The organism is Dokdonella sp. (genome assembly GCF_044227025.1).
GTDB lineage: Bacteria > Pseudomonadota > Gammaproteobacteria > Xanthomonadales > Rhodanobacteraceae > Dokdonella_A.
The window spans coordinates 338,653-360,794 of sequence record NZ_JBGAFX010000001.1; the positions used below are offsets into that span (position 1 = coordinate 338,653).

General features: G+C 67.8%; 20 protein-coding genes and 1 pseudogene. 7 read left to right on the forward strand and 14 right to left on the reverse strand.

The genetic code is table 11. The features are described from left to right. Window positions 1-33: 33 nt before the first annotated feature. The 3 genes from ACILRJ_RS01520 to ACILRJ_RS01530 form a co-directional block, all read right to left on the reverse strand. Window positions 34-267, reverse strand: a complete 234-nt coding sequence (locus tag ACILRJ_RS01520; RefSeq protein ID WP_395679657.1) for a PepSY domain-containing protein — start codon at window positions 265-267, stop codon at window positions 34-36. A 129-nt stretch (window positions 268-396) separates the two neighbouring features. Continuing rightward, window positions 397-1,311 carry an arginine deiminase-related protein gene (locus tag ACILRJ_RS01525; protein WP_395679659.1) on the reverse strand — a complete coding sequence of 305 codons (915 nt, stop codon included), beginning with the start codon at window positions 1,309-1,311 and terminating at the stop codon, window positions 397-399. Continuing rightward, on the reverse strand, window positions 1,308-1,898 hold the full coding sequence (locus ACILRJ_RS01530; RefSeq protein WP_395679661.1) for a DNA-3-methyladenine glycosylase I: 591 nt from the start codon (window positions 1,896-1,898) through the stop codon (window positions 1,308-1,310). The genes ACILRJ_RS01525 and ACILRJ_RS01530 overlap by 4 nt, the downstream gene beginning before the upstream one ends. Window positions 1,899-1,999: 101 nt before the next feature. Here ACILRJ_RS01530 and ACILRJ_RS01535 point away from each other — a divergent pair, with 101 nt between their 5' ends. After that, a complete protein-coding gene (locus ACILRJ_RS01535) occupies window positions 2,000-2,896 on the forward strand; it encodes a DMT family transporter (protein ID WP_395679663.1) in 897 nt (298 codons plus the stop codon). On the opposite strand, the gene ACILRJ_RS01540 is transcribed toward ACILRJ_RS01535, so the two are convergent. Beyond that, entirely contained in the window at window positions 2,871-3,323 is a 453-nt protein-coding gene (locus ACILRJ_RS01540) for a DUF2214 family protein (protein ID WP_395679665.1), read from the reverse strand. The two genes, ACILRJ_RS01535 and ACILRJ_RS01540, sit on opposite strands and share 26 nt — an antisense overlap. Before the next feature lie 142 nt (window positions 3,324-3,465). Further along, window positions 3,466-4,422 (reverse strand): pyridoxal-phosphate dependent enzyme, encoded by a 957-nt coding sequence (locus ACILRJ_RS01545; protein WP_395679667.1) that lies wholly within the window; start codon window positions 4,420-4,422, stop codon window positions 3,466-3,468. A 92-nt stretch (window positions 4,423-4,514) separates the two neighbouring features. Between ACILRJ_RS01545 and pepN the strand changes: the two genes are divergently transcribed. After that, entirely contained in the window at window positions 4,515-7,160 is a 2,646-nt protein-coding gene (gene pepN / locus ACILRJ_RS01550) for an aminopeptidase N (protein ID WP_395679669.1), read from the forward strand. A gap of 522 nt (window positions 7,161-7,682) precedes the next feature. Here pepN and ACILRJ_RS01555 read toward each other — a convergent pair. Next, a complete protein-coding gene (locus ACILRJ_RS01555; protein WP_395679671.1) occupies window positions 7,683-7,868 on the reverse strand; it encodes a hypothetical protein in 186 nt (61 codons plus the stop codon). An 815-nt stretch (window positions 7,869-8,683) separates the two neighbouring features. On the opposite strand from ACILRJ_RS01555, the gene mnmG reads away from it, so the two are divergent. Genes mnmG through ACILRJ_RS01570 form a run of 3 tightly spaced genes read left to right on the forward strand, consistent with a single transcriptional unit; the run spans window position 8,684 to window position 12,632 of the window. Then, window positions 8,684-10,558 carry a tRNA uridine-5-carboxymethylaminomethyl(34) synthesis enzyme MnmG gene (mnmG, locus tag ACILRJ_RS01560; RefSeq protein WP_395679673.1) on the forward strand — a complete coding sequence of 625 codons (1,875 nt, stop codon included), beginning with the start codon at window positions 8,684-8,686 and terminating at the stop codon, window positions 10,556-10,558. An 18-nt stretch (window positions 10,559-10,576) separates the two neighbouring features. Beyond that, window positions 10,577-11,245: a response regulator gene (locus ACILRJ_RS01565; protein ID WP_395679675.1), complete on the forward strand. Its 669-nt coding sequence runs from the start codon at window positions 10,577-10,579 to the stop codon at window positions 11,243-11,245. Window positions 11,246-11,267: 22 nt separating this feature from the next. Beyond that, complete coding sequence (locus tag ACILRJ_RS01570) at window positions 11,268-12,632, forward strand: sensor histidine kinase N-terminal domain-containing protein (RefSeq protein WP_395679677.1); 1,365 nt, start codon at window positions 11,268-11,270, stop codon at window positions 12,630-12,632. 251 nt (window positions 12,633-12,883) lie between these two features. Here the strand turns inward: ACILRJ_RS01570 and ACILRJ_RS01575 are convergent, their stop codons facing one another. The 3 genes from ACILRJ_RS01575 to glyQ all read right to left on the reverse strand — a co-directional run bounded on the left by ACILRJ_RS01575 (window position 12,884) and on the right by glyQ (window position 17,036). Further along, window positions 12,884-13,702, reverse strand: coding sequence for a YbaY family lipoprotein (locus ACILRJ_RS01575; protein ID WP_395679679.1), 819 nt, complete (start codon window positions 13,700-13,702; stop codon window positions 12,884-12,886). Between the two features lie 266 nt (window positions 13,703-13,968). Further along, window positions 13,969-16,131 carry a glycine--tRNA ligase subunit beta gene (gene glyS, locus ACILRJ_RS01580; protein WP_395679681.1) on the reverse strand — a complete coding sequence of 721 codons (2,163 nt, stop codon included), beginning with the start codon at window positions 16,129-16,131 and terminating at the stop codon, window positions 13,969-13,971. Next, on the reverse strand, window positions 16,131-17,036 hold the full coding sequence (gene glyQ, locus ACILRJ_RS01585) for a glycine--tRNA ligase subunit alpha (RefSeq protein ID WP_395679683.1): 906 nt from the start codon (window positions 17,034-17,036) through the stop codon (window positions 16,131-16,133). Before glyQ ends, glyS begins: the two co-directional genes overlap by 1 nt. Before the next feature lie 70 nt (window positions 17,037-17,106). Here glyQ and ACILRJ_RS01590 point away from each other — a divergent pair, with 70 nt between their 5' ends. Beyond that, on the forward strand, window positions 17,107-18,921 hold the full coding sequence (locus ACILRJ_RS01590) for a GspE/PulE family protein (protein WP_395679685.1): 1,815 nt from the start codon (window positions 17,107-17,109) through the stop codon (window positions 18,919-18,921). Window positions 18,922-18,932: 11 nt separating this feature from the next. Then, window positions 18,933-19,670, forward strand: a complete 738-nt coding sequence (locus tag ACILRJ_RS01595) for a glutamine amidotransferase (RefSeq protein ID WP_395679687.1) — start codon at window positions 18,933-18,935, stop codon at window positions 19,668-19,670. Between the two features lie 64 nt (window positions 19,671-19,734). On the opposite strand, the gene ACILRJ_RS01600 is transcribed toward ACILRJ_RS01595, so the two are convergent. The 5 genes and pseudogenes from ACILRJ_RS01600 to ACILRJ_RS01620 all read right to left on the reverse strand — a co-directional run bounded on the left by ACILRJ_RS01600 (window position 19,735) and on the right by ACILRJ_RS01620 (window position 22,127). Next, window positions 19,735-19,947, reverse strand: coding sequence for a hypothetical protein (locus ACILRJ_RS01600; protein WP_395679689.1), 213 nt, complete (start codon window positions 19,945-19,947; stop codon window positions 19,735-19,737). A gap of 162 nt (window positions 19,948-20,109) precedes the next feature. Then, window positions 20,110-20,868 (reverse strand): twin-arginine translocase subunit TatC, encoded by a 759-nt coding sequence (tatC, locus tag ACILRJ_RS01605; protein ID WP_395679691.1) that lies wholly within the window; start codon window positions 20,866-20,868, stop codon window positions 20,110-20,112. A 120-nt stretch (window positions 20,869-20,988) separates the two neighbouring features. Next, window positions 20,989-21,166: pseudogene (gene tatB, locus ACILRJ_RS01610) on the reverse strand (Sec-independent protein translocase protein TatB); the annotation flags it as partial. Between the two features lie 19 nt (window positions 21,167-21,185). Further along, complete coding sequence (tatA, locus tag ACILRJ_RS01615; RefSeq protein WP_395679693.1) at window positions 21,186-21,404, reverse strand: Sec-independent protein translocase subunit TatA; 219 nt, start codon at window positions 21,402-21,404, stop codon at window positions 21,186-21,188. A 42-nt stretch (window positions 21,405-21,446) separates the two neighbouring features. After that, a complete protein-coding gene (locus ACILRJ_RS01620; protein ID WP_395679695.1) occupies window positions 21,447-22,127 on the reverse strand; it encodes a lipid-binding SYLF domain-containing protein in 681 nt (226 codons plus the stop codon). Window positions 22,128-22,142 lie beyond the last annotated feature (15 nt).

Consider the following 22,142-nt stretch of genomic DNA (forward strand, 5'->3'; position numbering starts at 1 on the left):
CGCCGTCCGTGTCCTGTTTTCTACTGCTCTGCTCTACTGCTCGGCCTGCACCTGCACGATACGCACCTGGCCGTCGCGGGTCAGGATCTTGATGCGATAGACCTTGCGCTTGCCGACGTTCAAGGTCTGCACCGAGAGCACCTTGCCGTCGGCCTCGCGCTGCGCCTGGGCGACCGCTTCCTGCAAGCTGACTTCGCGCGCGCACGCATCCGCGGCCAGGACCGCGAGCAGCGCGCACAGCAGGATTCGGGTTCGACCGGTTCGCATCACTTCGTCCGCATCATACGACCACGCCCTCGTTCCATGGCCAGGTGTTGCCGCAGTCTCGTCAGCGCGCATTGAATTTGGGCTGAACCCGCACCCGGGCAGCGGATTCTCGACGTCTCCCGCCCCATGTCAAAAGATCTCGGCCACGCAGCAGCGCAGGCTGCCGCCGGCCTTTTCGGTCTCGTCGAGCTCGACCGCGCCGATCGCGAAGCCCGACCGGGCGAGCAGGGCGCGTTGCGAGGAATCCAGCGCGTCGGCTGCGCGCGCGCTCATCCACGCGCGCTCCGGCCCGAGCGCGATCGCATTGCCGGCAAACGCCTGCTTCTGCGCCGGCGACAGGAACACCGCATTGCCGGCGTACGCCTGCGCGATCGCCTGCGCGACCCGCGCATCGGCGAAACCGTCGGCGGCGAGGAGCGCGGCGCGCCCGGCCAGCACCGCCAGCACGACATTGGTGTGGTATTCACCCGGCGCGAGGTCGAACGCGAACGTCAGCCGCAAACCGAACGCTGCGTGCATCGCGCGCGCGCCCTGCATGTCGCAGCGCTCGGAGAGGCCGCAGTAGCCGATCCCGCGCGCGCGGTCGATGACGAGGGCGCCGGTCAGCTCGGCGACGAAGTCGCCGCCGGAGAGATCGGTTTCGCGGTAACCGAGCACGTCGCGGAAGAAGCCGCGGATGTCGGCGCGCGCGGCCTCGCGCCGGCGCACCGGATGGCGCATGCATCCGACGATCAGTTGCCCGCGTGTGGTCGCGAACACGTTGTTGGGGAACATGCCATCCGGACTGTCCGGATCGCCCGGAAACATCACCACCGGGACGTCCGCGCCGAGCCGGCGCGCCAGTTCCGCGTGCTGCTGCAGCGCGCGCGCGGGGTCGGGCACACGCGCGAGGTCCATGTAGCGATTGTCCTGCGCCGATTCGGCCGCGAGTGCCGCGCTCGCCGGACAGACCAGGAATGCGCCGCGCGCGGTCGCCGGTCCGCGCATCGGATGGCGTGCGGCGGAAAACTCGGCGAGGAAGCGGTCCGGGTCGCTGACGATCATCGGGAACGGGTTCCTGCGAGGGGGCGATGGCGAAAGCAATCGACGACGTGGTCGTTGACCATGCCGGTCGCCTGCATGAAGGCGTAGCAGATGGTCGAGCCGACGAAGCGGAAACCGCGCTTGCGCAGATCCTTGCTCATGCGGTCCGACACCGGTGTCGTCGCCGGCACCGGCGCGCTCGCGCTCCAGCGGTTCTGCAGCGTGCGTCCGTCGACGAACGACCACAGCAAGGCATCGAGGCTGCCGTGTTCGTCGATCGCGGCGAGTGCGGCGCGCGCGTTGTCGCGCACCGAGGTGATCTTGAGGCGGTTGCGGATCAAGCCGGCGTCGCCGAGCAGGGTCTCGATGCGGCGATCGCTCAGGCGCGCGCACGCGGCGATGTCGAAGCCCGCGAACACTCGCCGGTAGTGGTCGCGTTTGTCGAGCACGGTGCGCCAGGACAGGCCGGCTTGCGCGCCTTCGAGGCAGAGGAACTCGAACAGCGCGCGATCGTCATGCAGCGGCACGCCCCATTCGTGGTCGTGGTAGTCGCGCAGGCTGTCGCTGCCGGCAGCCCAGGCGCAGCGCGTGCGGCGGTCTTCGTGCATGGCGTCGCTCCGGTGCGGTCCGCTGTCCTCGGGTCCGCTGTCATGAGTCCGTGGTCATCAGGCCCGCTATGATAGCGGGCCGCCTGCCCGCGATCGCACCGATGACTGCCGCTTCGCCTTCGCGTCGTCCCGCCCTCGTCGCACTCGCGCTGCTGACCCTGGTCTGGAGCTACAACTGGATCGTGATGAAGCAGGCGTTGCAGTTCAGCGGCCCATTCACGTTCTCCGCGCTGCGATACGTGTTCGGCTCGCTGGTGCTGTTCGCGGTGCTGCTGCTGCGCGGTGAATCGCTGCGACCTCCGCCGCTGCTGCCGACCGCACTGATCGGCCTGGCGCAAACGCTCGGCTTCCAGTTGCTGGTGCAGTCCGCACTGGTCATCGGCGGCGCCGGCAAGACCGCGCTGCTCGCGTACACGATGCCGTTCTGGGTCGTGCTGCTCGGCTGGTTGGCGTTCGGCCAGCGCCCCGATGCGCGCCTCGCCGCCGGCCTTTGCGTCGCCGCATGCGGCCTCGCGCTCGTGCTCGAGCCCTGGAACGGTTTTGGCGGCGCGCGCAGCTCGCTGCTCGCGCTCGGCGGCGGCCTCGCATGGGCGATCGGCGTCGTTGCCTCCAAACGCCTGTTCGAACGCGGTGGTGTCAGCGCGCTGTCGCTGACCGCGTGGCAGATGCTGATAGGCACGCTTGGCGTGGTCGCGGTCGCGCTGGTCGTGCCGGAGCGCGCGATCGAATGGAGCCACTGGTTCATCGTCGCGCTCGTCTACAACGCGCTGCTCGCGTCCGGCCTCGCCTGGCTGCTCTGGTCATACGTGGTCGCGCGCCTGCCCGCGAACGTGGCCGGCCTGTCGAGCCTGGCCATCCCGATTGCCGGCATCGCGTTCGCATGGGCTCTGCTCGGCGAACGACCGAGCCTGGTCGAAGGCGCCGGCATCGTGCTGATCGGCGTCGCGCTGGCCCTCGTCAGTTTGCGTCGACCTACCGCGCCAACCCGCGCGACATGATCACCGCCGCGAGCGGAATCAGGCCGATCAGGTGCAGTTCCACCGCGACCCAGCGACGCGCGCTGCGCCATTCGGTTTCCGGCACGCGCCAGCTGGCATCGGCGTTGCGCGCGCGACGCCAGCGCAGGAAGGCACGCGTCGGCAGGATCGAAAGCAATCCGACCAGCACGAACAAGCCGAGCTTGAGGTGGAACACCGGGTTGTGTGCGTAGAACGACCAGCCCTTGAGGCCGAATACCGCGCGCGCGGCGCCGGTGGCGACCACGATGCCGGCGAGCACTCCGAAGCCGGCATCCGCGCGCACGAGACGTGCGAGGTCGAGCGCATCCGCGCCCGCGCGCAGCAGGGTCCATTCCTTGGCGAGAAACCAGACCAGGGCGAAGATCGCGGCGAAGTGCAGGTAGGCGAGGATCGCGTCGCTCCACATGGTTCTGCTCCGAAGGGAAAGAGTTGAGACCCGGGAGCCCTTGAACAATGCTCGTCATCCCCGACGGGGTCCCGCGTCTTCAGGCCTTGAAATCCAGGACACCGGATTCCGTGTTCGCGGGACGACGGCAAGGAAGCGTTGTTCAGAGGCTCCTCTGGCAAAAAAATCCCGGATCGACGTTGCCGCCGGACAGGATCACGCCGACGCGGCGGCCGGCGAAGCGGCCTGGATGGGCGAGCACGGCGGCGAGCACGGTCGCCGACGACGGTTCGACCAGTTGCTTGAGCCGTTGCCACAGCAGTTTCATTGCCGCGAGCGTATCGCTGTCGGCGACCGGCAGAACCTCGACTGCATGCCGGCGCAGCAGATCGAGATTGATCGCTCCGATCGTCGCGCGCAGGCCGTCGCACATCGTGTCGCTCTGGATATCGGTCACGCGCTCGCCGCGGCGCAATGATTCGTACGCATCGGCGGCGCCGGCCGGCTCGGCTGCGAACAACGCCACGCCGGGGTTGATCGCGCGTGCAGCAATCGCGCTGCCGCTGGCGAGGCCGCCGCCTCCGACCGGAGTGATCACGACGTCGAGCAGGTCGACTTCGTCGAACAGTTCGAGTGCGGCGGTGCCCTGGCCGGCGATCACGCGCGGATCGGTGTACGGATGCACGAGGATCGCTCCCGTCCGCGCCTGCACCTGTGCCGCCGCCTGTTCGCGCGCGCGGGTGGTCGGCGCGCATGCGTGCAGGGTCGCGCCATAGGCCGCGATCGCGTCGAGCTTGGTCTTGACCGCATCTTCCGGCACGACCACGTGGGCGGCGACGCCGCGCGTCCGCGCGGCCAGCGCGAGCGCCGCACCATGGTTGCCGGAGGAATGCGTGACGACACCGCGGCGCGCTTCCTCGTCATCGAGCGACCACACCGCATTGCAGGCACCGCGGAACTTGAACGCACCTGCGCGTTGCAGGTGCTCGCACTTGAAGAACAGCTGCGCGCCTGCGAGCGCGTCGAGCGAGCGCGAACGCAGCACCGGCGTGCGCTGCGCGTGCGGCGCGATGCGCGCGGCAGCTGCCTCGATCGCGGCGAAATCGGGCGCGGTCGTCATGACGGGCATCCGGATGCACAAGCGCGGCACGATACACGCGGCGCAGCCCCGCATGCTAGCCTGCGCCGGTCCAGTCCGACCGCTCGCTCCCCATGAACGAAACCGTTGGCGCGAAGCCGACCGTGTTCCTGCGCGACTACCGCCCGCCCGCGTGGTGCGTCGGCACGATCGAGCTCGAAATCGATCTGGACGCGGATGCCACGGTCGTCACCGCACGCACGACGCTGCAGCAAGCGTTGCCCGGGGTCGAGTTGCGCTTCGATCTCGCTGCACTCGAACTGCTCGAAGTGCGCATCGACGGGCGCGTGCTCGCCGCGGCCGAGTACCGGCTCGACGAGACGAGCCTCGCCATTCCCGGTGTGCACGACGGCGCGATCGTGCAGACCTGCGTGCGCATCGCGCCGGCGCGCAACAGCGCGATGCAGGGGCTTTACCTGAGTGGCACGCGCGAGCACGGCTTCCTGCTGACCCAATGCGAGGCGGAAGGTTTTCGCCACATTACGCCGTTCCTCGATCGAAGCGACGTGCTGGCACGCTACACCGTCACCCTGCGTGCCGAGCGCGCGCGCTATCCCCTGCTGCTCGCGAACGGCGATGCGGATGGCGCCGGCGATCTCGGCGATGGACGCCACTGGGCGCGTTTCGTCGACCCGCATCCGAAGCCGAGCTACCTGTTCGCGCTGGTCGCCGGCCGGTTCGAGTCGATCGAGGACCATTTCGTCACCGCCGAGGGGCGTGCGGTTCGCCTGCTGATCCACGCCGAGGCCGACGCGATCGGTCGCTGCGGGTGGGCGATGCAATGCCTGAAGCTGGCGATGCGGTGGGACGAGCAGCGCTTCGGTCGCTGCTACGACCTCGACGCGTTCCACATCGTCGCGACCCACGACTTCACGATGGGCGCGATGGAGAACAAGGGTCTCAACATCTTCAACGCGAAGTACCTGCTGGCCGATCCGGCCAGCGCGACCGACGACGACCACCGGCACGTGCTGGCCGTGATCGGCCACGAATATTTCCACAACTGGAGCGGCAATCGCGTGACCTGCCGCGACTGGTTCCAGTTGTGCCTGAAGGAAGGCCTGACCGTCTACCGCGAACAGGAGTTCGAGTCCGACGTCGCCTCGCGCACGCTGCGCCGGATCGAGGACGTGCGCCTGCTTTGGCGCGCGCAGTTCAGCGAGGACGCCGGGCCGCTCGCGCATCCTGTGCGGCCGGATCGCTACAGCGAGATCAACAACTTCTACACCGCGACCGTGTACGAGAAAGGTGCCGAGATCGCGCGCATGCTCGGCGTGGTGCTCGGCCGTGACGGATTCCGGCGCGGGCTCGACCTGTATTTCGAACGGCACGATGGCACCGCGGCGACCGTCGAGGATCTGCTCGCCGCGCTCGGCGACGCGAACGAGCGCGACCTTTCTGCGTGGCTGGCGTGGTACGCACAGGCCGGCACCCCCGTGCTGCATGCGCGCGGACACCACGATCCGCGCCGACGCTGCTACGAGCTCACCCTACGCCAGCACACGCCGGCGACGCCGGGACAGCCGTACAAGCAGCCCGTGCCGATTCCGGTCGCGGTCGCCCTGTACGGTGCCGACGGTGCTGCGCAGCGTCTTCGTCTCGACGGCGAAGCGGGCAGCGACGCATGCGAACGCGTGCTGGTGCTCGGCGCGGAGAGTGCGACGTTCCGCTTCGTCGATATCGAATCGTCACCGGTCGCGTCGCTGTTGCGCGGCTATTCGGCGCCGGTGCGACTGGTGCAGGACTCGACCGCGGAGGAACTCGCCGCGCTGGCGTGCCACGACGACGACGGCTTCAACCGCTGGTTCGCAGCGGACACGCTGGCGCGACGGCTGTTCGCGCAGGCACACGCCGAGGGCGAACCGGACGCGCACCTGCTGAGCTTGTGGACGCGCTGCCTCGGCGCCATGCTCGACGAGCGCGAACTCGATCCCGCGCTCGCGGCCGAGATGCTCACCGTCGCCGATTCCGCCTCGCTCGCGGATAGCCTCGTCGACGTCGATCCCGAGGCGGTGCACCAGGCGCGTGCGCGCATCGAGACGGCTCTCGCAAGCGCGCTCGAAGCACGCCTGCTTGCGCGCTATCGCGCCTTGCACGGCGACGGCGGCTCGATCGACTCGCGCGCGCAGGCGCGCAGGCGCCTGCGCAACACCTGTCTCGCGGCGCTGTGCCGCGCCGACGTGCGGCACCGCGTGCTGGCGCAGGCGCACTACGCGGGCGCGCACAACCTGACCGACCGTCTCGCCGCGCTTGGCGTGCTGCTCAGCGTGCGCGATGCGGGCGTCGATGCGGCGCTCGAGGGCTTCGCGCGACACCATGCGGGCGAGCCGCTCGTGCTCGACAAATGGTTCAGCCTGCAGGCGACCGAAGCCGACCCGCGCGCGTGCGATCGCGTCGCCACCCTGCTCGCCCACCGCGCATTCCGCTGGACCAACCCGAACAACGTGTTCGCCCTGCTCGGCGCATTCGCGCTGCGCAACCCGCGCGCATTCCATCGCGCCGATGGCAACGGCTACCGCCTGGTCGCCGATGCGATCCTCAAACTCGATGCGATCACGCCGCAGGTCGCCGCACGCCTCGCGACGGCCTTCGGCGCCTGGCGCCGGCACGAGCCGCTGCGGCGCGCGCTCATGCATCGCGAACTGGACCGCATGCGCGCGCGCGAACGGATTTCTCCGGATCTCGCCGACATCCTCGCGCGCAGCCTGGCGGCCGAGTGAGCCGCGCCAAGGCAACCATCGCGTCGCGTTCGCAATAGCGGCGCTTGCACCGCCTGCTTCGGCTTTGCTGAACCCGGAAAGCTCCGCTCTACAGAGAAGCAATGCGGCTTTCCGTCCGCCCCTGGACACGCCGGGAGGGCATTCCGCCCATCCATGGACACACCGGAATTTGCTCCTGCAATTTCGACTCACAAGGATGTGGGGAGTGTTCGCGCGCGCCGGGAGCGAGCGCGGGGCCGGCATTCCATCCATCCATGGACACACCGGAATTTGCTCCTGCAATTTCGACCCACAAGGATGTGGGGAGTGTTCGCGCGCGCCGGGAGCGAGCGCGGACCTGCATTCCGTCCATCCATGGACACACCGGAATTTGCTCCTGCAATTCCGGCATTCCGTCCATCCATGGACATCAAAAAACCGGGATCGCGCGTTGCGCAATCCCGGTCTTCCCCTGTTCCACCGGTTGCACGGCCGACCAGGGTGTCGACCGCACGAATTTGTCACGGAGTGTGTCGCGCAGCGTCAGGCAGGCAGGCGGCTCAATGCTTCGTTAATCTTCGCGCAGCGGGTTTCGAGCTGGCCGATCGCGTCGTCTCGTTGCGGCTCGCCGCGGGCGCTGTCCATCGCCATTTCCAGGCGACCGAGTTCGATCATCAGATCGTGGCGCAGGAAGAGGGGGTTGATGCTCATGCTGGCGAAGTTGCTCATGTCCGTTCTCCGTGGGTTCCGCTGTACCAAGGTCAGAGCAAGCCCTGTGCCAAGTGCGAAAACCGCGTTTTTTGCATTGCCATCGCAGCGGACCGCGCGCATGATCGGCGTCGCAGGCGACACGCGTGGTCCAAACCTGACGCGTCCGGCACAACGCGCGCGGTGGCAGACAGGAGTTCGCGACGATCGTCACAGTCTGCCAGCGGTCGTTACGGCAACCTTGCGGCGTTGATGGGTTCGAGCAACCCGTTTCGCCATGGCCTGAAGGGGACAGGCCTGTGACATTCTGCAACGAGCGCCGATCGCGGCGCGTCCAGACGCCCTGACGGCTCGACGAATCCCGGTCACTGGCGCCCGGCACACGGTCCTCTTGGATACCCCCTGTTCCTACGACCGCCGGGCGCCAGCCTCTTCCCGCAAAATGCAGGTCACGCCGCAGACGCAACCGCGCGCGGACGCAAGACCGCCAATGCCTCGAGGTTGCCAATCGGTCGTGGAAGCCGTGCTTCTCATCAGGGAGTGCGGGCACGGATGTGCGCTGTCGGGCGACCCCGAAGCCGTTACCTGGCAGGTTCCGCCCGGTCAATCCGAGGGAAGCGATCCGGAGCGGATCGCAAAAGCATAGGTGCTCCCACCGACGCAGGTCGGCCCCTGAATTCCGACCATCGACGTGCTCGCATACGCCGCGCGTCGGTGGGAGTGTAGTGGTGCAGCAGCATGTTCCGTGCCAGCAGCGCGCACGCACCGGGCTGGATAGAATGCGCGCAGGCCCGGCGATCGCGGTCCGCGCGATGCACCAACGATTGTGAAAACCAATGTACGACCATGACGTCATCGTGATTGGCGGTGGGCATGCGGGCACCGAGGCGGCGCTCGCTAGCGCGCGCTGCGGGGCACGCACCCTGCTGCTGACCCACAACATCGAAACCATCGGCCAGATGAGCTGCAATCCCGCGATCGGCGGGATCGGCAAGGGTCATCTGGTCAAGGAAATCGATGCGCTCGGCGGCGCGATGGCAGCGGCGGCGGATCGCGCAGGCATCCAGTGGCGCACGCTGAACGCGTCCAAGGGTCCGGCGGTGCGCGCGACGCGCTGCCAGGCCGACCGGGTTTTGTACAAAGCGGCCATCCGCCGTCGGGTCGAGACGCAAGCGGGCCTCGCGCTGTTCCAGCAGGCCGTCGATGGGTTGATCGTCGAGCACGGGCGCGTCTGCGGTGTGCGCACCCAATCCGGCCTCGAATTCCGCGCGCGCGCGGTCGTGCTGACCGCCGGCACCTTCCTCGCCGGCAAGATCCACGTCGGCCTGACCCAGCACGCCGGCGGTCGCGCCGGCGATCCGCCCGCGCAACGGCTGGCGGAAACACTACGCGAACTCGCCCTGCCGGTCGGTCGCCTCAAGACCGGCACGCCGCCACGCATCGACGGCCGCACGATCGACTGGTCGATGCTGGCGGAGCAGCCGGGCGATGATCCCGCACCGGTGTTCTCGTTCCTCGGCTCGACGGCCGACCATCCGCGCCAGGTCAGCTGCTGGATCACGCACACGAGCGAGCATACGCACGCGATCATCCGTGGCGGGCTCGATCGCTCGCCGTTGTACGGCGGCGTGATCGAAGGCACCGGTCCGCGCTACTGCCCGTCGATCGAGGACAAGGTCGTGCGCTTCGCCGACAAGACCTCGCACCAGATCTTCCTCGAACCCGAAGGGCTCGACACGTTCGAGATCTATCCGAACGGCATCTCGACCTCGCTGCCATTCGACGTCCAGGTCGAGCTGGTGCGTTCGATCCGCGGGCTCGAGCACGCGCATGTCACGCGCCCCGGCTATGCAATCGAATACGACTACTTCGATCCGCGCGGCCTCAAGGCCTCGCTCGAAACGAAGGCGCTCGATGGCCTGTACTTCGCAGGACAGATCAACGGCACCACCGGCTACGAGGAAGCCGCCGCGCAAGGCCTGATTGCCGGTCTCAACGCGGCGCGCGCGACGCAGCAGCGCGAAGCGTGGACACCGCGCCGCGACGAGTCCTACATCGGCGTGCTGATCGACGATCTCGTCACCAACGGCACCAGCGAGCCGTACCGAATGTTCACTTCGCGCGCGGAATACCGCCTGCAACTGCGTGAGGACAACGCGGACCTGCGCCTGACCGAACGTGGCCACACGCTCGGCTGCGTACCGGCCGAGCGCCTCGACGCGACGCTGCGCAAACGCGATGCGATCGAGCGCGAAGGTGCGCGCTTGCGCGCGCTGTGGGCAACGCCGTCCAACGCGCTCGGGCGCACGGTCGAGGCCGCGCTCGGATTCGCGCTGACGCGCGAGACGAATGCACGCGACCTGCTGCGCCGGCCCGGCATCGGCTACCGCGCGCTGGTCGCGCTCGACGGCATCGGTCCTGGTGTGGATGACGAAGCCGTTGCCGAGCAAGTCGAGGTCGAAATCAAGTACGCCGGCTATCTGGAACGCCAGCAGGAAGAGATCGAACGCAGCCGTCGCCACGACGAGGCGCCGATTCCGCCGGCTTTCGATTTCGACGCGGTGCGCGGTCTGTCTGCCGAAGCCCTCGGCAAGCTGAAGCACGTGCGTCCGCAGACGATCGGCGAAGCGCGGCGCATCTCGGGCATGACACCGGCCGCGGTTTCGCTGTTGCTGGTCCACCTCAAGCGCGCCGGCAAGCGCGTCGCCTGAGCATCGGAGCCGCTCGCCATGCGGATTCTGGTGGTTGAAGACGATGCGCTCGTCGCCGACGCGATCCGGCGCGGGCTGGCCGAAGCCGGCTATGCGGTCGACCATGTCGAATCCGCCGAGCGCGCCGGCACCGCACTCGGGACCGAATCGTTCGACCTCGCGGTGGTCGACATCGGCTTGCCCGGCGTCGACGGCCTGGTGCTGCTGCAGCGCATGCGCCGCGCCGGGACCGCGGTACCGGTGCTGATCCTGACCGCGCGCGACGCGCTCGCCGATCGCGTCAATGCGCTCGACCTCGGCGCCGACGACTACCTCGTGAAACCGTTCGCGCTGCCCGAGCTCGTCGCTCGCTGCCGCGCGCTGATCCGGCGCAGCCGCTCGGCAGCGAGCGCGGAACTCGTGATCGGAGAGCTGCGTCTGGACCTCGCGGCGCGGCGCGTCGAAGTCGAGGGCAAGGCGGTCAGCCTGACCCGCCGCGAATGGGCCGTGCTCGAATGCCTGTCGCTCAACATCGGTCGCGTCGTCGCCAAGGATCGCCTGCTGCAGGCGATCGCGAACTGGGACGAGGATATCGGCGCGAACGCGATCGAGGTCTACGTCTCGCGCCTGCGCACCAAGCTCGGTGGCGCTGCGCCGATCCGCACCGTACGCGGACTCGGCTACCGCCTCGATGACACGCCCGGATGAACGCGCTCAGGCGATGCGGCCTGTGAACGCGGGAGCCGGCCCCGCGCCGTCGGTCAGCCGTCGCCTGCTCGGCCTGCTGCTGCTGCCGCTGGCGCTGCTGCTCGGCATCGGCGTGTTCATCGACTACCGCACCGGCTCGGCCTCGATCCGCGCGGCCTATGACCGCGCGTTGCACGAAATGGCGCTCGCGGTGGCGGCGCATCTGCATGACGCCGATTCGGATGGCCGCATCGACGCCGACCTGCCGCCGCAGGCAGTGGCGGTGCTGCGCGCGGACAGCGTCGATGCGATCTACTTCGTGGTCCGCGCGGCGGATGGCCACGTCATCAGCGGCGACGGCGACCTTCTGCCCGCCGCGGATGCGCAGCATGAATTCAGCGATGGCCTGTTCCGCGGTGAAACGATCCGCCTGGTGACCCATGCGACGCGCATCGGCCACACCGAGGTCACGATCACGATCGCCGAGACCACTCGCAAGCGCGCCGCCGCGATCCGCAACATCCTTGCCACCATCGTGCTGACCGACATCGTGCAGCTCGGCGGCACCCTGCTGCTGGTGTGGATCGGCGTGCGCTACGGCGTGCGTCCGCTGCGAGCGCTCGGCGAACAGATCGCGCAGCGTTCGGCGCGCGACCTCGCGCCGCTTGACCGCGCGCAGGTGCCGAGCGAAGTGCGTCCGCTGGTGCACACGCTCAACGCGCTGTTCGAAACCGTGCGCGACAACGCGCGCGCGCAGCAACAGTTCCTCGCCGATGCCGCACACCAGCTGCGGACGCCGCTGAGCGGGATAATCGCCCAGCTCGACCTGCTCGCGCGCGAATCCGGCGACAACGCACTGGCCGCACGCCTGCGCGCCCTGCACGAAGGCACACAACGCCTCGCGCACACGGCGAACCAGTTGCTCGCGCTGGCGCGATCGGAGCGTTCCGCGACCACCCACGACGACTTCCACGTCGTCGATCTCGAGGCGCTCGCCACCGACGCGGTTGCGCAGTACCTGGACCGGTCGCTGCTCGCCCGCATCGATCTCGGCGCGGAGACGGCGCCGGCACGCACGGTCGGAAGTGCGTGGCTGTTGCGCGAGCTGCTCGGCAATCTCGTCGACAACGCCCTCACGTACACGCCGCCCGGCGGCCGCGTGACGGTGCGCAGTGGCGTGGACGGAGCGGTCCGCTTCATCGAGGTCGAGGACGACGGTCCGGGGATCCCGCTGGCCGAGCGCGGTCGCGTGCGTGAACGCTTCCGCCGGTTGCCCGGCTCGCCCGGCAATGGCTGCGGCCTCGGCCTCGCGATCGTCGATGAGATCGCGCACGCACACGAGGCGACGTTCTCGATCGAGGACGGCGCCGGTGGACGCGGTACGCGTGTGCGGGTCGAATTCCGGTAAATCCGGACCGCTGGCGCAGGAGGGTTTCCAGGAGGAGCTTGTCAGCTTGCCGAAAGCGACGCGGCGCTATTGTCCATTCGCGATGTGCGCCGCGACCTTCCACCCCAGGGAAGTAACGGCCGATTCGCCAAGGCGGCCCATTCCCCCAGGTTGGGCCGCCTTCTTTGTGTCCATGGATGGACGGTATGCCTGCAATGCAGGAGCAATTGCAGGCATCTGCGGAATGGCCCGAATGCAGCGCTGCCTACGGCCTACTTCTTGCGCGTAGCGTCGACCTTTTCCTGCGCCATCGGCAACGCCTTGCTCGCCGCGTCATGCATGGACGCTGCCTCCGCCGCGCTGACCTCGCCGCCACCGTGCTTCTCGTTGACGAGCAGGGTGCCGTCGTCGGACCAGCCGACCATCGCACCGCCCTTCTGCTGCACGACCATCGGCTTGCCCTCCTTGGTGAACGCGTAATAGACCGCGCTGCGGCCGCCGGCGTCGAGCTCGGTGTTGACGCGCATGAAGCGCACCGAAGCGCCTTCGTAGAACGCATCCCAGGCAATCGAGGCCGTGTCCGTGGTGTAGGTGCCGGCTACCTTCTTCAGCGCGCCGATGCGGCCCTGCAATTTCGAGTACTCGTCTTTCAGCTTCTCCGAAGGCGTCGCTTCGGCAGTCAGCAGGATCTGGATGCTGGCAGGCGCGCCGTGCGTCAACACCGGCGAGGTCAGGCCCGGCAGGAAGCGGCGGTCACCATCGGTCAGCACCGCATTCAACACGTAGGTCCGCCCGGCCGTGATGCGCGAGCGGTCGAAATCGACCGAGAAGGCGTACGGCGGCGCGCCATTGACGTCGATCGTCTTCGTTGCGATCGGCGGTTCCGGCTGCCCTGCGTCGACCAGTTTCAGATCGAGCTTGGCACCCGCACCGATCGCGATCGGGTCGCGAAGGGTCACCGTGCCGGTGATCGCGGTGCCGGCGGCAATCGCGTTCGCGGCCTGCGCCTTGCTGTCGGCTTCCTGCTTGCCCGAATCGCATCCGCCGAGGAGTGCGAGTGCGGCGATCGCCGCGATCCAGTGAGTGCGCATGGCTGATTCTCCAATTGACGAAAGCTATCGTATACCCGACGCCGATCCGTGCCGAGCTTGGAACGCAAGGCACCACGTGATCGGGGTTTGCGCCACGGCGGCTGCAAGCATCGGGCCACGGCGTGCGACTTGCGCCACGATAATCCGCGCGGCGCGAAGGCGCAATCGCACCGACCTGCTGGCGCGTGAACGGCCGGCCACTCCTGCGTTAGCAGTCGCCGCTCAAAGCACCGGCACGCGACCGGCTTGCAACGGCGAAGTCGACCTCACGCGGCCGGCAGCAGCGAGACGTCGGCGACGCGCAGGAACATGACGCGCAGGTTGCTGAGCAGGGCGAGTCGGTTCTCCCGCACGTCGGCATCCTCGTCCATGACCATTACCTCGGCGAAGAAACGATCGACGACATCGCGCAGCGTCGCCAATTTGCGAAGGACGCCAACATAGTCGCGCGATTCGAGCAGGCTTCGATAGTCTTCGCCAGCCGTATCCAGCGCACGCGCAAGGTCTTTCTGGGATTGCGGATCGCTCGGACGTGCGGTGTAACTCTGCTGCGTCGTGAAATTCGCCTGCTTGAGGATGTTCGCGATGCGCTTGTTGGCGGCAGCCAGGGCTTGTGCCTCCGGCAGGCGCGCGAACTCGACGACCGCGCGCAAGCGCTGGTCGAAATCGACGAGATCGGGCGGCGCGAGCGAGCGCACCGCTTCGAACGCGTCCGTGGGAATGTCACGATCAGCGTAGTAGCCTCGCAGGCGGTCAAGGATGAAGTCGTACAGTTCAGCCGCAAGCTCCGCGCGGCGCGCGCCCGGATCGAATGCAGTCGCAGCGGCACCGACCTTGGCTTTCGGCACGCCCGCCGCGAGCGCGCTCTCCGGCAACTGCGCAAGCGCCTCGTCGAACTGCGCGCGCAAGTCGAGCATGAGTCCACCCTCGACCAGCGTGCGCGCGAGGCCGAGCGCGGCGCGCCGCAGCGCGAACGGATCCTTGTTGCCGGACGGCTTCATGCCAACCGCGAAGATGCCGGCGAGCGTGTCGATGCGCTCGGCCACGGCGAGCACCTGACCGAGCTTGCCTCGCGCGATGTCGTCGCCGGCGAAGCGCGGGCGGTAGAACTCGTCCAGAGCGAGCGCGACTTCCGCGTTTTCGCCGTTCGCAGTCGCGTAGTAGCGGCCCATCGTGCCCTGCAGCTCGGGGAACTCGCCGACCATGCGCGTCATGAGATCGCACTTGGACAGGGCCGCCGCGCGTGTCGCAAGCGCGGCATCGATCTCGACGCCCGCTTCGCGCAGACGATTGGCGATCACGCGCGCGAGCTCGGCGACGCGCACGGTTTTGTCCCACAGGGAACCCAGCGCCTGCTGATAGGTGACGTTCTTCAGCGCATCCTGCTGTGCCGCGAGCGGCGACTTGAGGTCTTCATCGAAAAAGAACTTCGCATCGGCGAAGCGCGGGCGGATCACGCGCTCGTAGCCGTTGCGGATCTCGGCCGGGTCCTTGGATTCGATGTTGGCGACGCCGATGAAATGCTCGGTCAGCGCCCCCGCGACATCGAACGTCGACACGAATTTCTGGTTCGTCTCCATCGTCGTCACCAGCGCCTCCTGCGGCACCGCGAGGAAATCGCGATCGAACGCACACGCGATGCCGACGGGCCACTCGGTCAGGTTCGCGATCTCGTCGACCAGGGCGTCGGACAGGCGCGGAATGGTGCCTGCGAGCGCGACGCGCGCGACTTCCTCGCGTACGCGCGCGCGGCGCTCCGCCGGATCGGCCAGCACCTTCGCCATGCGCAGCGCGAGCAGCCACGAATCCGCGTCGACGATGTGCACCGGATGCGGATGATGGAAGCGGTGACCACGCGAGCTGCGTCCTGAGCGGATGCCGAACACCTCGCCGTCGATGACCTGGTCGCCGTGCAGCATGACCAGCCAGTGTGCCGGACGCACGAACGCGTAGTCGTGGTTGCCCCAGCGCATCGGTTTCGGAATCGGCAAGGCCTTGAGCGCTTCGACGAGGATTTCCGGCAGCAGCACCGCGGTCGCCTGCCCCGGCTTCTCGCTGCGCGCGACGAAGCGCTCGCCCTTGGCGTCGCTGGTGCGCTGCAGCTGGTCGACCGCGAGGCCGTTCTTCGCGGCGAAGCCGAGCAACGCCGGTGTGGGCGCGCCGTTCGCGTCGAGGCCGATGTTGGCGTAGGGGCCGAGCGCTTCGGACTTCTGCAATGGCTGCTCGGCGGCGACGCCCGGCACGAGCACGGCGAGCCGGCGCGGCGAACAGTATGCCTTCGCGCCGGCAAGATCGGCCGTGATGCCGCGTTTCGCGAGTCCGTCGGTGATGCCGGCGGCAAACGCCGCGGCGAGTTCATCGAGCGCCTTCGGCGGCAGTTCCTCGGTGCCGAGTTCGATCAGCAGCGATGCGTCGTTGGCGGCCGACATCACGCGGCCTCCTTGTTCTGCTTCAGTCCCGGGAAACCGAGCTTTTCGCGCTGCGCGTAGTACGCCTCGGCGACGCTGCGCGACAGGCTGCGCACGCGCAGGATGTAGCGCTGGCGTTCGGTCACGCTGATCGCGCGGCGCGCATCGAGCAGGTTGAACGTGTGGCTCGCCTTCATCACCTGCTCGTAGGCCGGCAACGGCAGGCCGGCCGCGACCAGACGCTGCGCCTCGCCTTCGCAGGTGTCGAACCAGTCGAACAGTCTGGCCACGTTCGCGTGCTCGAAGTTGTAGGTACTCTGCTCGACTTCGTTCTGGTGGAACACGTCGCCGTAGGTGACAACGCCGTGCGGCGCGTTGGTCCAGACCAGGTCGTAGACGTTGTCGACGTTCTGCAGGTACATCGCGAGGCGTTCGAGGCCGTAGGTGATCTCGCCCGTGACCGGGCGGCATTCGAGCCCGCCGGCCTGCTGGAAGTAGGTGAACTGGGTGACTTCCATGCCGTTCAACCAGACTTCCCAGCCGAGGCCCCACGCGCCGAGCGTCGGCGATTCCCAGTTGTCTTCGACGAAGCGCAGATCGTGCACGAGCGGATCGACGCCGAGCGCCTTGAGCGAGCCGATGTAGAGGTCGAGGATGTCGTCCGGGTTCGGTTTCAGCACGACCTGGTACTGGTAGTAATGCTGCAGGCGATTCGGATTCTGGCCGTAGCGACCGTCGGTCGGCCGACGCGACGGCTGCACGTAGGCGGCGGCCCACGGCTCCGGTCCGATCGCACGCAGGAACGTCGCCGGATGGAACGTGCCGGCGCCGACCTCGGTATCGAGCGGCTGGATGAGTACGCAGCCCCGTTCCGCCCAATAGCGGTTCAAGGTCTGGATGACTTCCTGGAAGGTCGGTCCCGGCATGCGCCAACTCACAAAGATGCGTACGAAAAGCGCGCTAGTATAGCGACGGATACCCTGCCGGACTCGCATCATGGCCAGCGCGACCCCGCTCCCGGGCGCCCCGAAACCGCACGCGCTCGGCCTGCACCGCCGCCTCGACCTCGACGAGACGCTAACCGCCCTGCTCGCCGACGGGCTCTTGACCGAGGCCGATGCGAAGCGCGTGCGCCTCGACATCCGCACCACGCGTGGCCGCAGCGAACTGCATCCGCTCGTGCTGGTCGCCAATCTCAAGCTCGCCGACCTGCGCCATCCGGACAAGCCGCTCAGCCTCGAAGTGCTGACCCATTGGCTGGCCGAGAAAGCCGGCCTGCCCTATCTCAAGATCGATCCGATGAAGATCGACGTGGCGAGCGTGACCCAGGTGGTCAGCCACGCCTATGCGACGCGCTACCGGATCCTGCCGGTCGCGGTCACCGACATGCAGGTGGTGTTCGCGACGCCGGAACCGTTCGATACGCGCTGGGTCGCCGATCTCGGCCACATCCTGCGTCGCGACATCCAGCGGGTCGTCGCGAGTCCGCTCGACGTCAACCGCTATCTCGCCGAATGGTGGAGCGTGCAGCGCTCCATCCAGCGCGCGAAGGACGCCAAGAACGATCCGCGCGACGGCCGTGCGATCTTCAATTTCGAGCAGCTGGTCGAGCTCGGCAAGACCGGCGACGTCGGCGTCGACGACCGCCATGTCGTGCACATCGTCGACTGGCTGCTGCAATACGCGTTCGAGCAGCGCGCGTCGGACATCCACCTCGAGCCGCGCCGCGATACCAGCAATATCCGCTTCCGCATCGACGGCGTCATGCACAAGGTGTTCGAGCTGCCGACCCCGGTGATGACCGCGGTGACTTCGCGCATCAAGATCCTCGGCCGCATGGACGTCGCCGAGAAGCGCCGGCCGCAGGACGGGCGCATCAAGACGCGCTCGCAGGAGGGCCGCGAGGTCGAGCTGCGCCTGTCGTCGATGCCGACCGCGTTCGGCGAGAAGATCGTGATGCGCATCTTCGACCCGGACATCGTGGTCAAGGAGTTCCGCCAGCTCGGCTTTTCTCCATCCGAGGAGAAGCTGTGGCGCGAGTTCGTCGACCGTCCGCACGGCATCGTGCTGGTGACCGGCCCGACCGGCTCGGGCAAGACCACCACGCTGTACTCGACCCTGAAGGTGCTGGCCACGCCGGACCTCAACGTCTGCACGGTCGAGGATCCGATCGAGATGGTGAGTCCCGAGTTCAACCAGATGCAGGTGCACCAGGCGATCGACCTCGACTTCGCAGCCGGCGTGCGCACGCTCATGCGCCAGGACCCGGACATCATCATGGTCGGCGAAATCCGCGACCTCGAAACCGCGCAGATGGCGGTGCAGGCGTCGTTGACCGGCCACCTCGTGCTGTCGACGCTGCACACCAACGATGCGCCGAGCGCGATTACGCGACTGCTCGACCTCGGCGTGCCCAATTACCTGATCCAGTCGACCGTGACCGGGATCGTCGCGCAGCGCCTGGTACGCACGCTGTGCCCGCATTGCAAGGTCGAAGTCCCGCTCGACGTGCAGGCGTGGGCCGCGCTCACGCATCGCTGGCCGCTGGCGCCGCCGGCAAAGGTGTACGGGCCGAAGGGTTGCCTCGAATGCCGCAAGACCGGCTTCCTCGGCCGCACCGGCATCTACGAGATGATGCGCGTGTCGCCGGCGATCCGCGCCCTGATCCAGCCGGACATGAACCTCGCCAAGCTCAGCGAGACCGCCTACGCGGAGGGCATGCAACCGTTGCGCGCATCCGCCGCGGCACAGGTCGTGCGGGGCGTGACGACGATCAAGGAAGTCGCCAACGTGCTGCCGCCGACCGAATGAGCCACAACGGCATGGCTGGTGCCGCCGCGCAGAAGATCCTGATCGTGCAGACGGGCAACACCCTGCCCGCCGTGCGCCGGCGCCACGGCGACTTTCCCGGCTGGTTCCAGCGCGGACTCGGCCTGCATCGGGACGCGCTGGACATCGTGCAAGCGCATGCGGGGGAGGCGCTGCCGGATGCGCGTGCGTATGCGGGCGCGATCGTGACCGGCTCGCCGTCGATGGTCAGCGAACGCCTCGACTGGAGCGAAGCGACCGCGGACTGGTTGCGCGGAGCCGTGCGGGCCGGACTGCCGATTCTAGGCGTCTGCTACGGGCACCAGCTGCTCGCGCACGCCCTCGGGGGTCGTGTCGACTACCACGCGCACGGCCGCGAGATCGGCACGGTCGCGATCGAACGGCGGCCGGACGCTGGCGACGATGCGCTCATGGATGTCGCGCCTGCCCGGTTCCTCGCCCATGTTTCACATCGGCAGAGCGTGCTCGACCTGCCGGAGGGCGCGGTGGTGCTCGCAAGCTCTGCACACGACCCGAACCACGCGGTGCGCTACGCGCCGCGCGTGTGGGGATTGCAGTTCCACCCGGAATTCAGCGTCGAGATCATGCGCGGCTACCTGCGCGCGCCTGCGCGGGTCGCGAACGGCGACTGCCCATTGCCATGCTGCCGGCAACGCGGCCACGCACCGGCGCCGGTGACGCGACGCCTGTTGCAGCGCTTTCGGGCGATTGCCCTTTGCGAAGTGGGCTGAGCGGCTGGGCGCGCGGTCGGGCTGCCCCTGCAGGAGCGCGCTTGATGCCGGCGGACTGCCGCTCCTACTTGCGACGGCCGGCGCGGCGGATCGCGGCGAGCGGATCGCCGAGCTTCAGGCCGGACAGATAGTCGCTGATCGCCTCGTTGGTGACGTCGTAAAGCGGGCGACCCATGACCGCCGCAGCGGCCTTGAGGCTGTCGCGGACGCGCTTGGAGACACGCAGGCTGGCGTCGCGTGCGTCCTCGGTTTCCCTTGCAGCAATGGACTTCTTCATGTTCGCTCCGGACAGCGGATTGTGCCGTCACACTTTATTTTGACTGTTTTAGAAGTGTAACTGTGTGGACTGTACGCCGTAGTATGCCGAAGCGCATGATTTTGTGACGATTTGTTAAGCCGGACGGTCCGCCAGGGACGCTCCGGCGCCCACAGTCGCCTTTCACGCAGGGCGGTCGGCGGCCGGAGGAGCGCGCGTCAGGAAGCGGGCGCCGAGAATGCCAACCTCGTACAGCAGGCACATCGGCACCGCGAGCATGGTCTGCGACAGCACGTCGGGCGGGGTCAATACGGCGGCGATCGCGAACGCGCCGACGATCGCGTAGCGGCGGCTGCCGGCAAGCTGCGCCGGCGTCACGATGCCGAGCGCGACCAGGATCACGAGCACCACCGGAACCTCGAAGCACAGGCCGAAGGCGAGAAACAGCATCAGCACGAAATCGAGATAGCGGCCGATGTCCGGCGTGACCGCGACACCGGCCGGCGCGACGTTGGTCATGAACGCGAACACCGCCGGCAGGACGAGGAAGTACGCGAACGCACAGCCGATGTAGAACAGCACCACCGACGATATCAGGATCGGCACCGCGAGGCGTTTTTCATGGCGGTACAGGCCGGGCGCGACGAATGCCCAGAGCTGGTACAGCACGAACGGGATCGCTGCGAACAAGGCGACAAAGAATGCGAGCTTGAGCGGGGTCAGGAACGGCGAAGCGACCTCGGTCGCGATCATCGTCCCACCCTGCGGCAGGTGCGAGATCAGCGGCAGCGCGAGCCAGCCGTACAGCTTGTTCGCGAACGGCAGCAGGGCCAGCAGCACCAGCATCACCGCCGCAACGGCTTTCAGCAGGCGTTCTCGCAGCTCGACCAGATGCGAGATGAAGGACGCCTCGCCCTCGCCTTCGTGCTCAGCTTCGCTCATCGGACGGCGCTGCAGGCGGTGTCGTGGGGTTTGCGCGCACGGCAGCCTCGACATCGGCCTTCGTGGCCTGCACGTCGGCGCGCACGTCCGCGGCGCGGCGTACCTCGTCGATCGACTTCCTGAGGTCTTCCGCCGCGAGTTCGCGCTCGATCTCGCCGCGCACGTTCAGCCAGCTCGCGCGGGCGCGCCTCACCAGCGCGCCCGCGGTGCGCGCGACACGCGGCAGGCGTTCCGGCCCGAGCACGAGCAGGGCGACGACCGCGACCAGCGCGATCTCGCTGAAGCCGACATCGAACATGACGATCCCGAAGCGCGCGTCAGTCGACGCGCTCGGCCTTGCTGTTGGTCGTGCCGGCACTCTCCGCCGGCGGGTCCGCCTTCAGCTGCGCCTTGTCGTCGCCGTCCTGCATGCCCTTCTTGAAGCCCTTGATCGCGGCGCCAACGTCCTCGCCGACGTTGCGCAGCTTCTTCGTGCCGAATACCAGCGCGATGATGACCAGCAGGACCAACCAGTGCCAAATGCTGAAACCGCCCATGAGGACTACCCGTACGTGGTGAAGCGGACGCCGCGCGCCGCGTTACTTCGTAGTGTACTCCTCCAGCAGATCGCGGAAGTCCACGATAGGGTTCGGCACCTTGGAAACGCCGCCGTCGAAGATGCGGCGTGTCGTCACGCCGTCGCCGTAGACGGCCTGGTTGGCGTCGTTGTCGATCGTGATCGCGGTGCCGTCGAGCGCGGCGCCGGCGAACAGGCCGCGAGCGCGCGAGTAGGAATAGATTTCGGCCTTCAGCTGCGCATCGGTAGAGGCCTGGGCCGATCGTCCGACCGGGCCGGCCGCGGCCGAGGCGTCGGCACCGAGCGTGAACTTGCCGTGCACGATCGAATCGACGCCACGCTGGGTGCGGAACACGAGGATCACGTCGGTCGAGGACACGCCGGCCTGGAAGCCGATGCTGCCGCCGGTCATGCTTACGAACGCCGGGTTGGACCAGGTGCCATCGCGCGTCTTCACCGCGATCAGGCCGTTGCCATGGCGACCGCCGATGACGAGGCCTGCCTTGATCACATCCGGAACCACCGCGATCGCGTGCGCGTTCTGCAACAGGTCGCGCGGTACCGCCTTGTCCGGCGCTTCCATCACTTCCTTGAGCACGCGCACGGCGTTTTCGGCGCGCTGGTTCTCTTCCTCGCCTGCGTGCACGAATGACGTCAGCGAGAGGAACAGGGCCGCAACGAGTGTACTACTTGAAAATTTCATGGTTTTCACTGGATT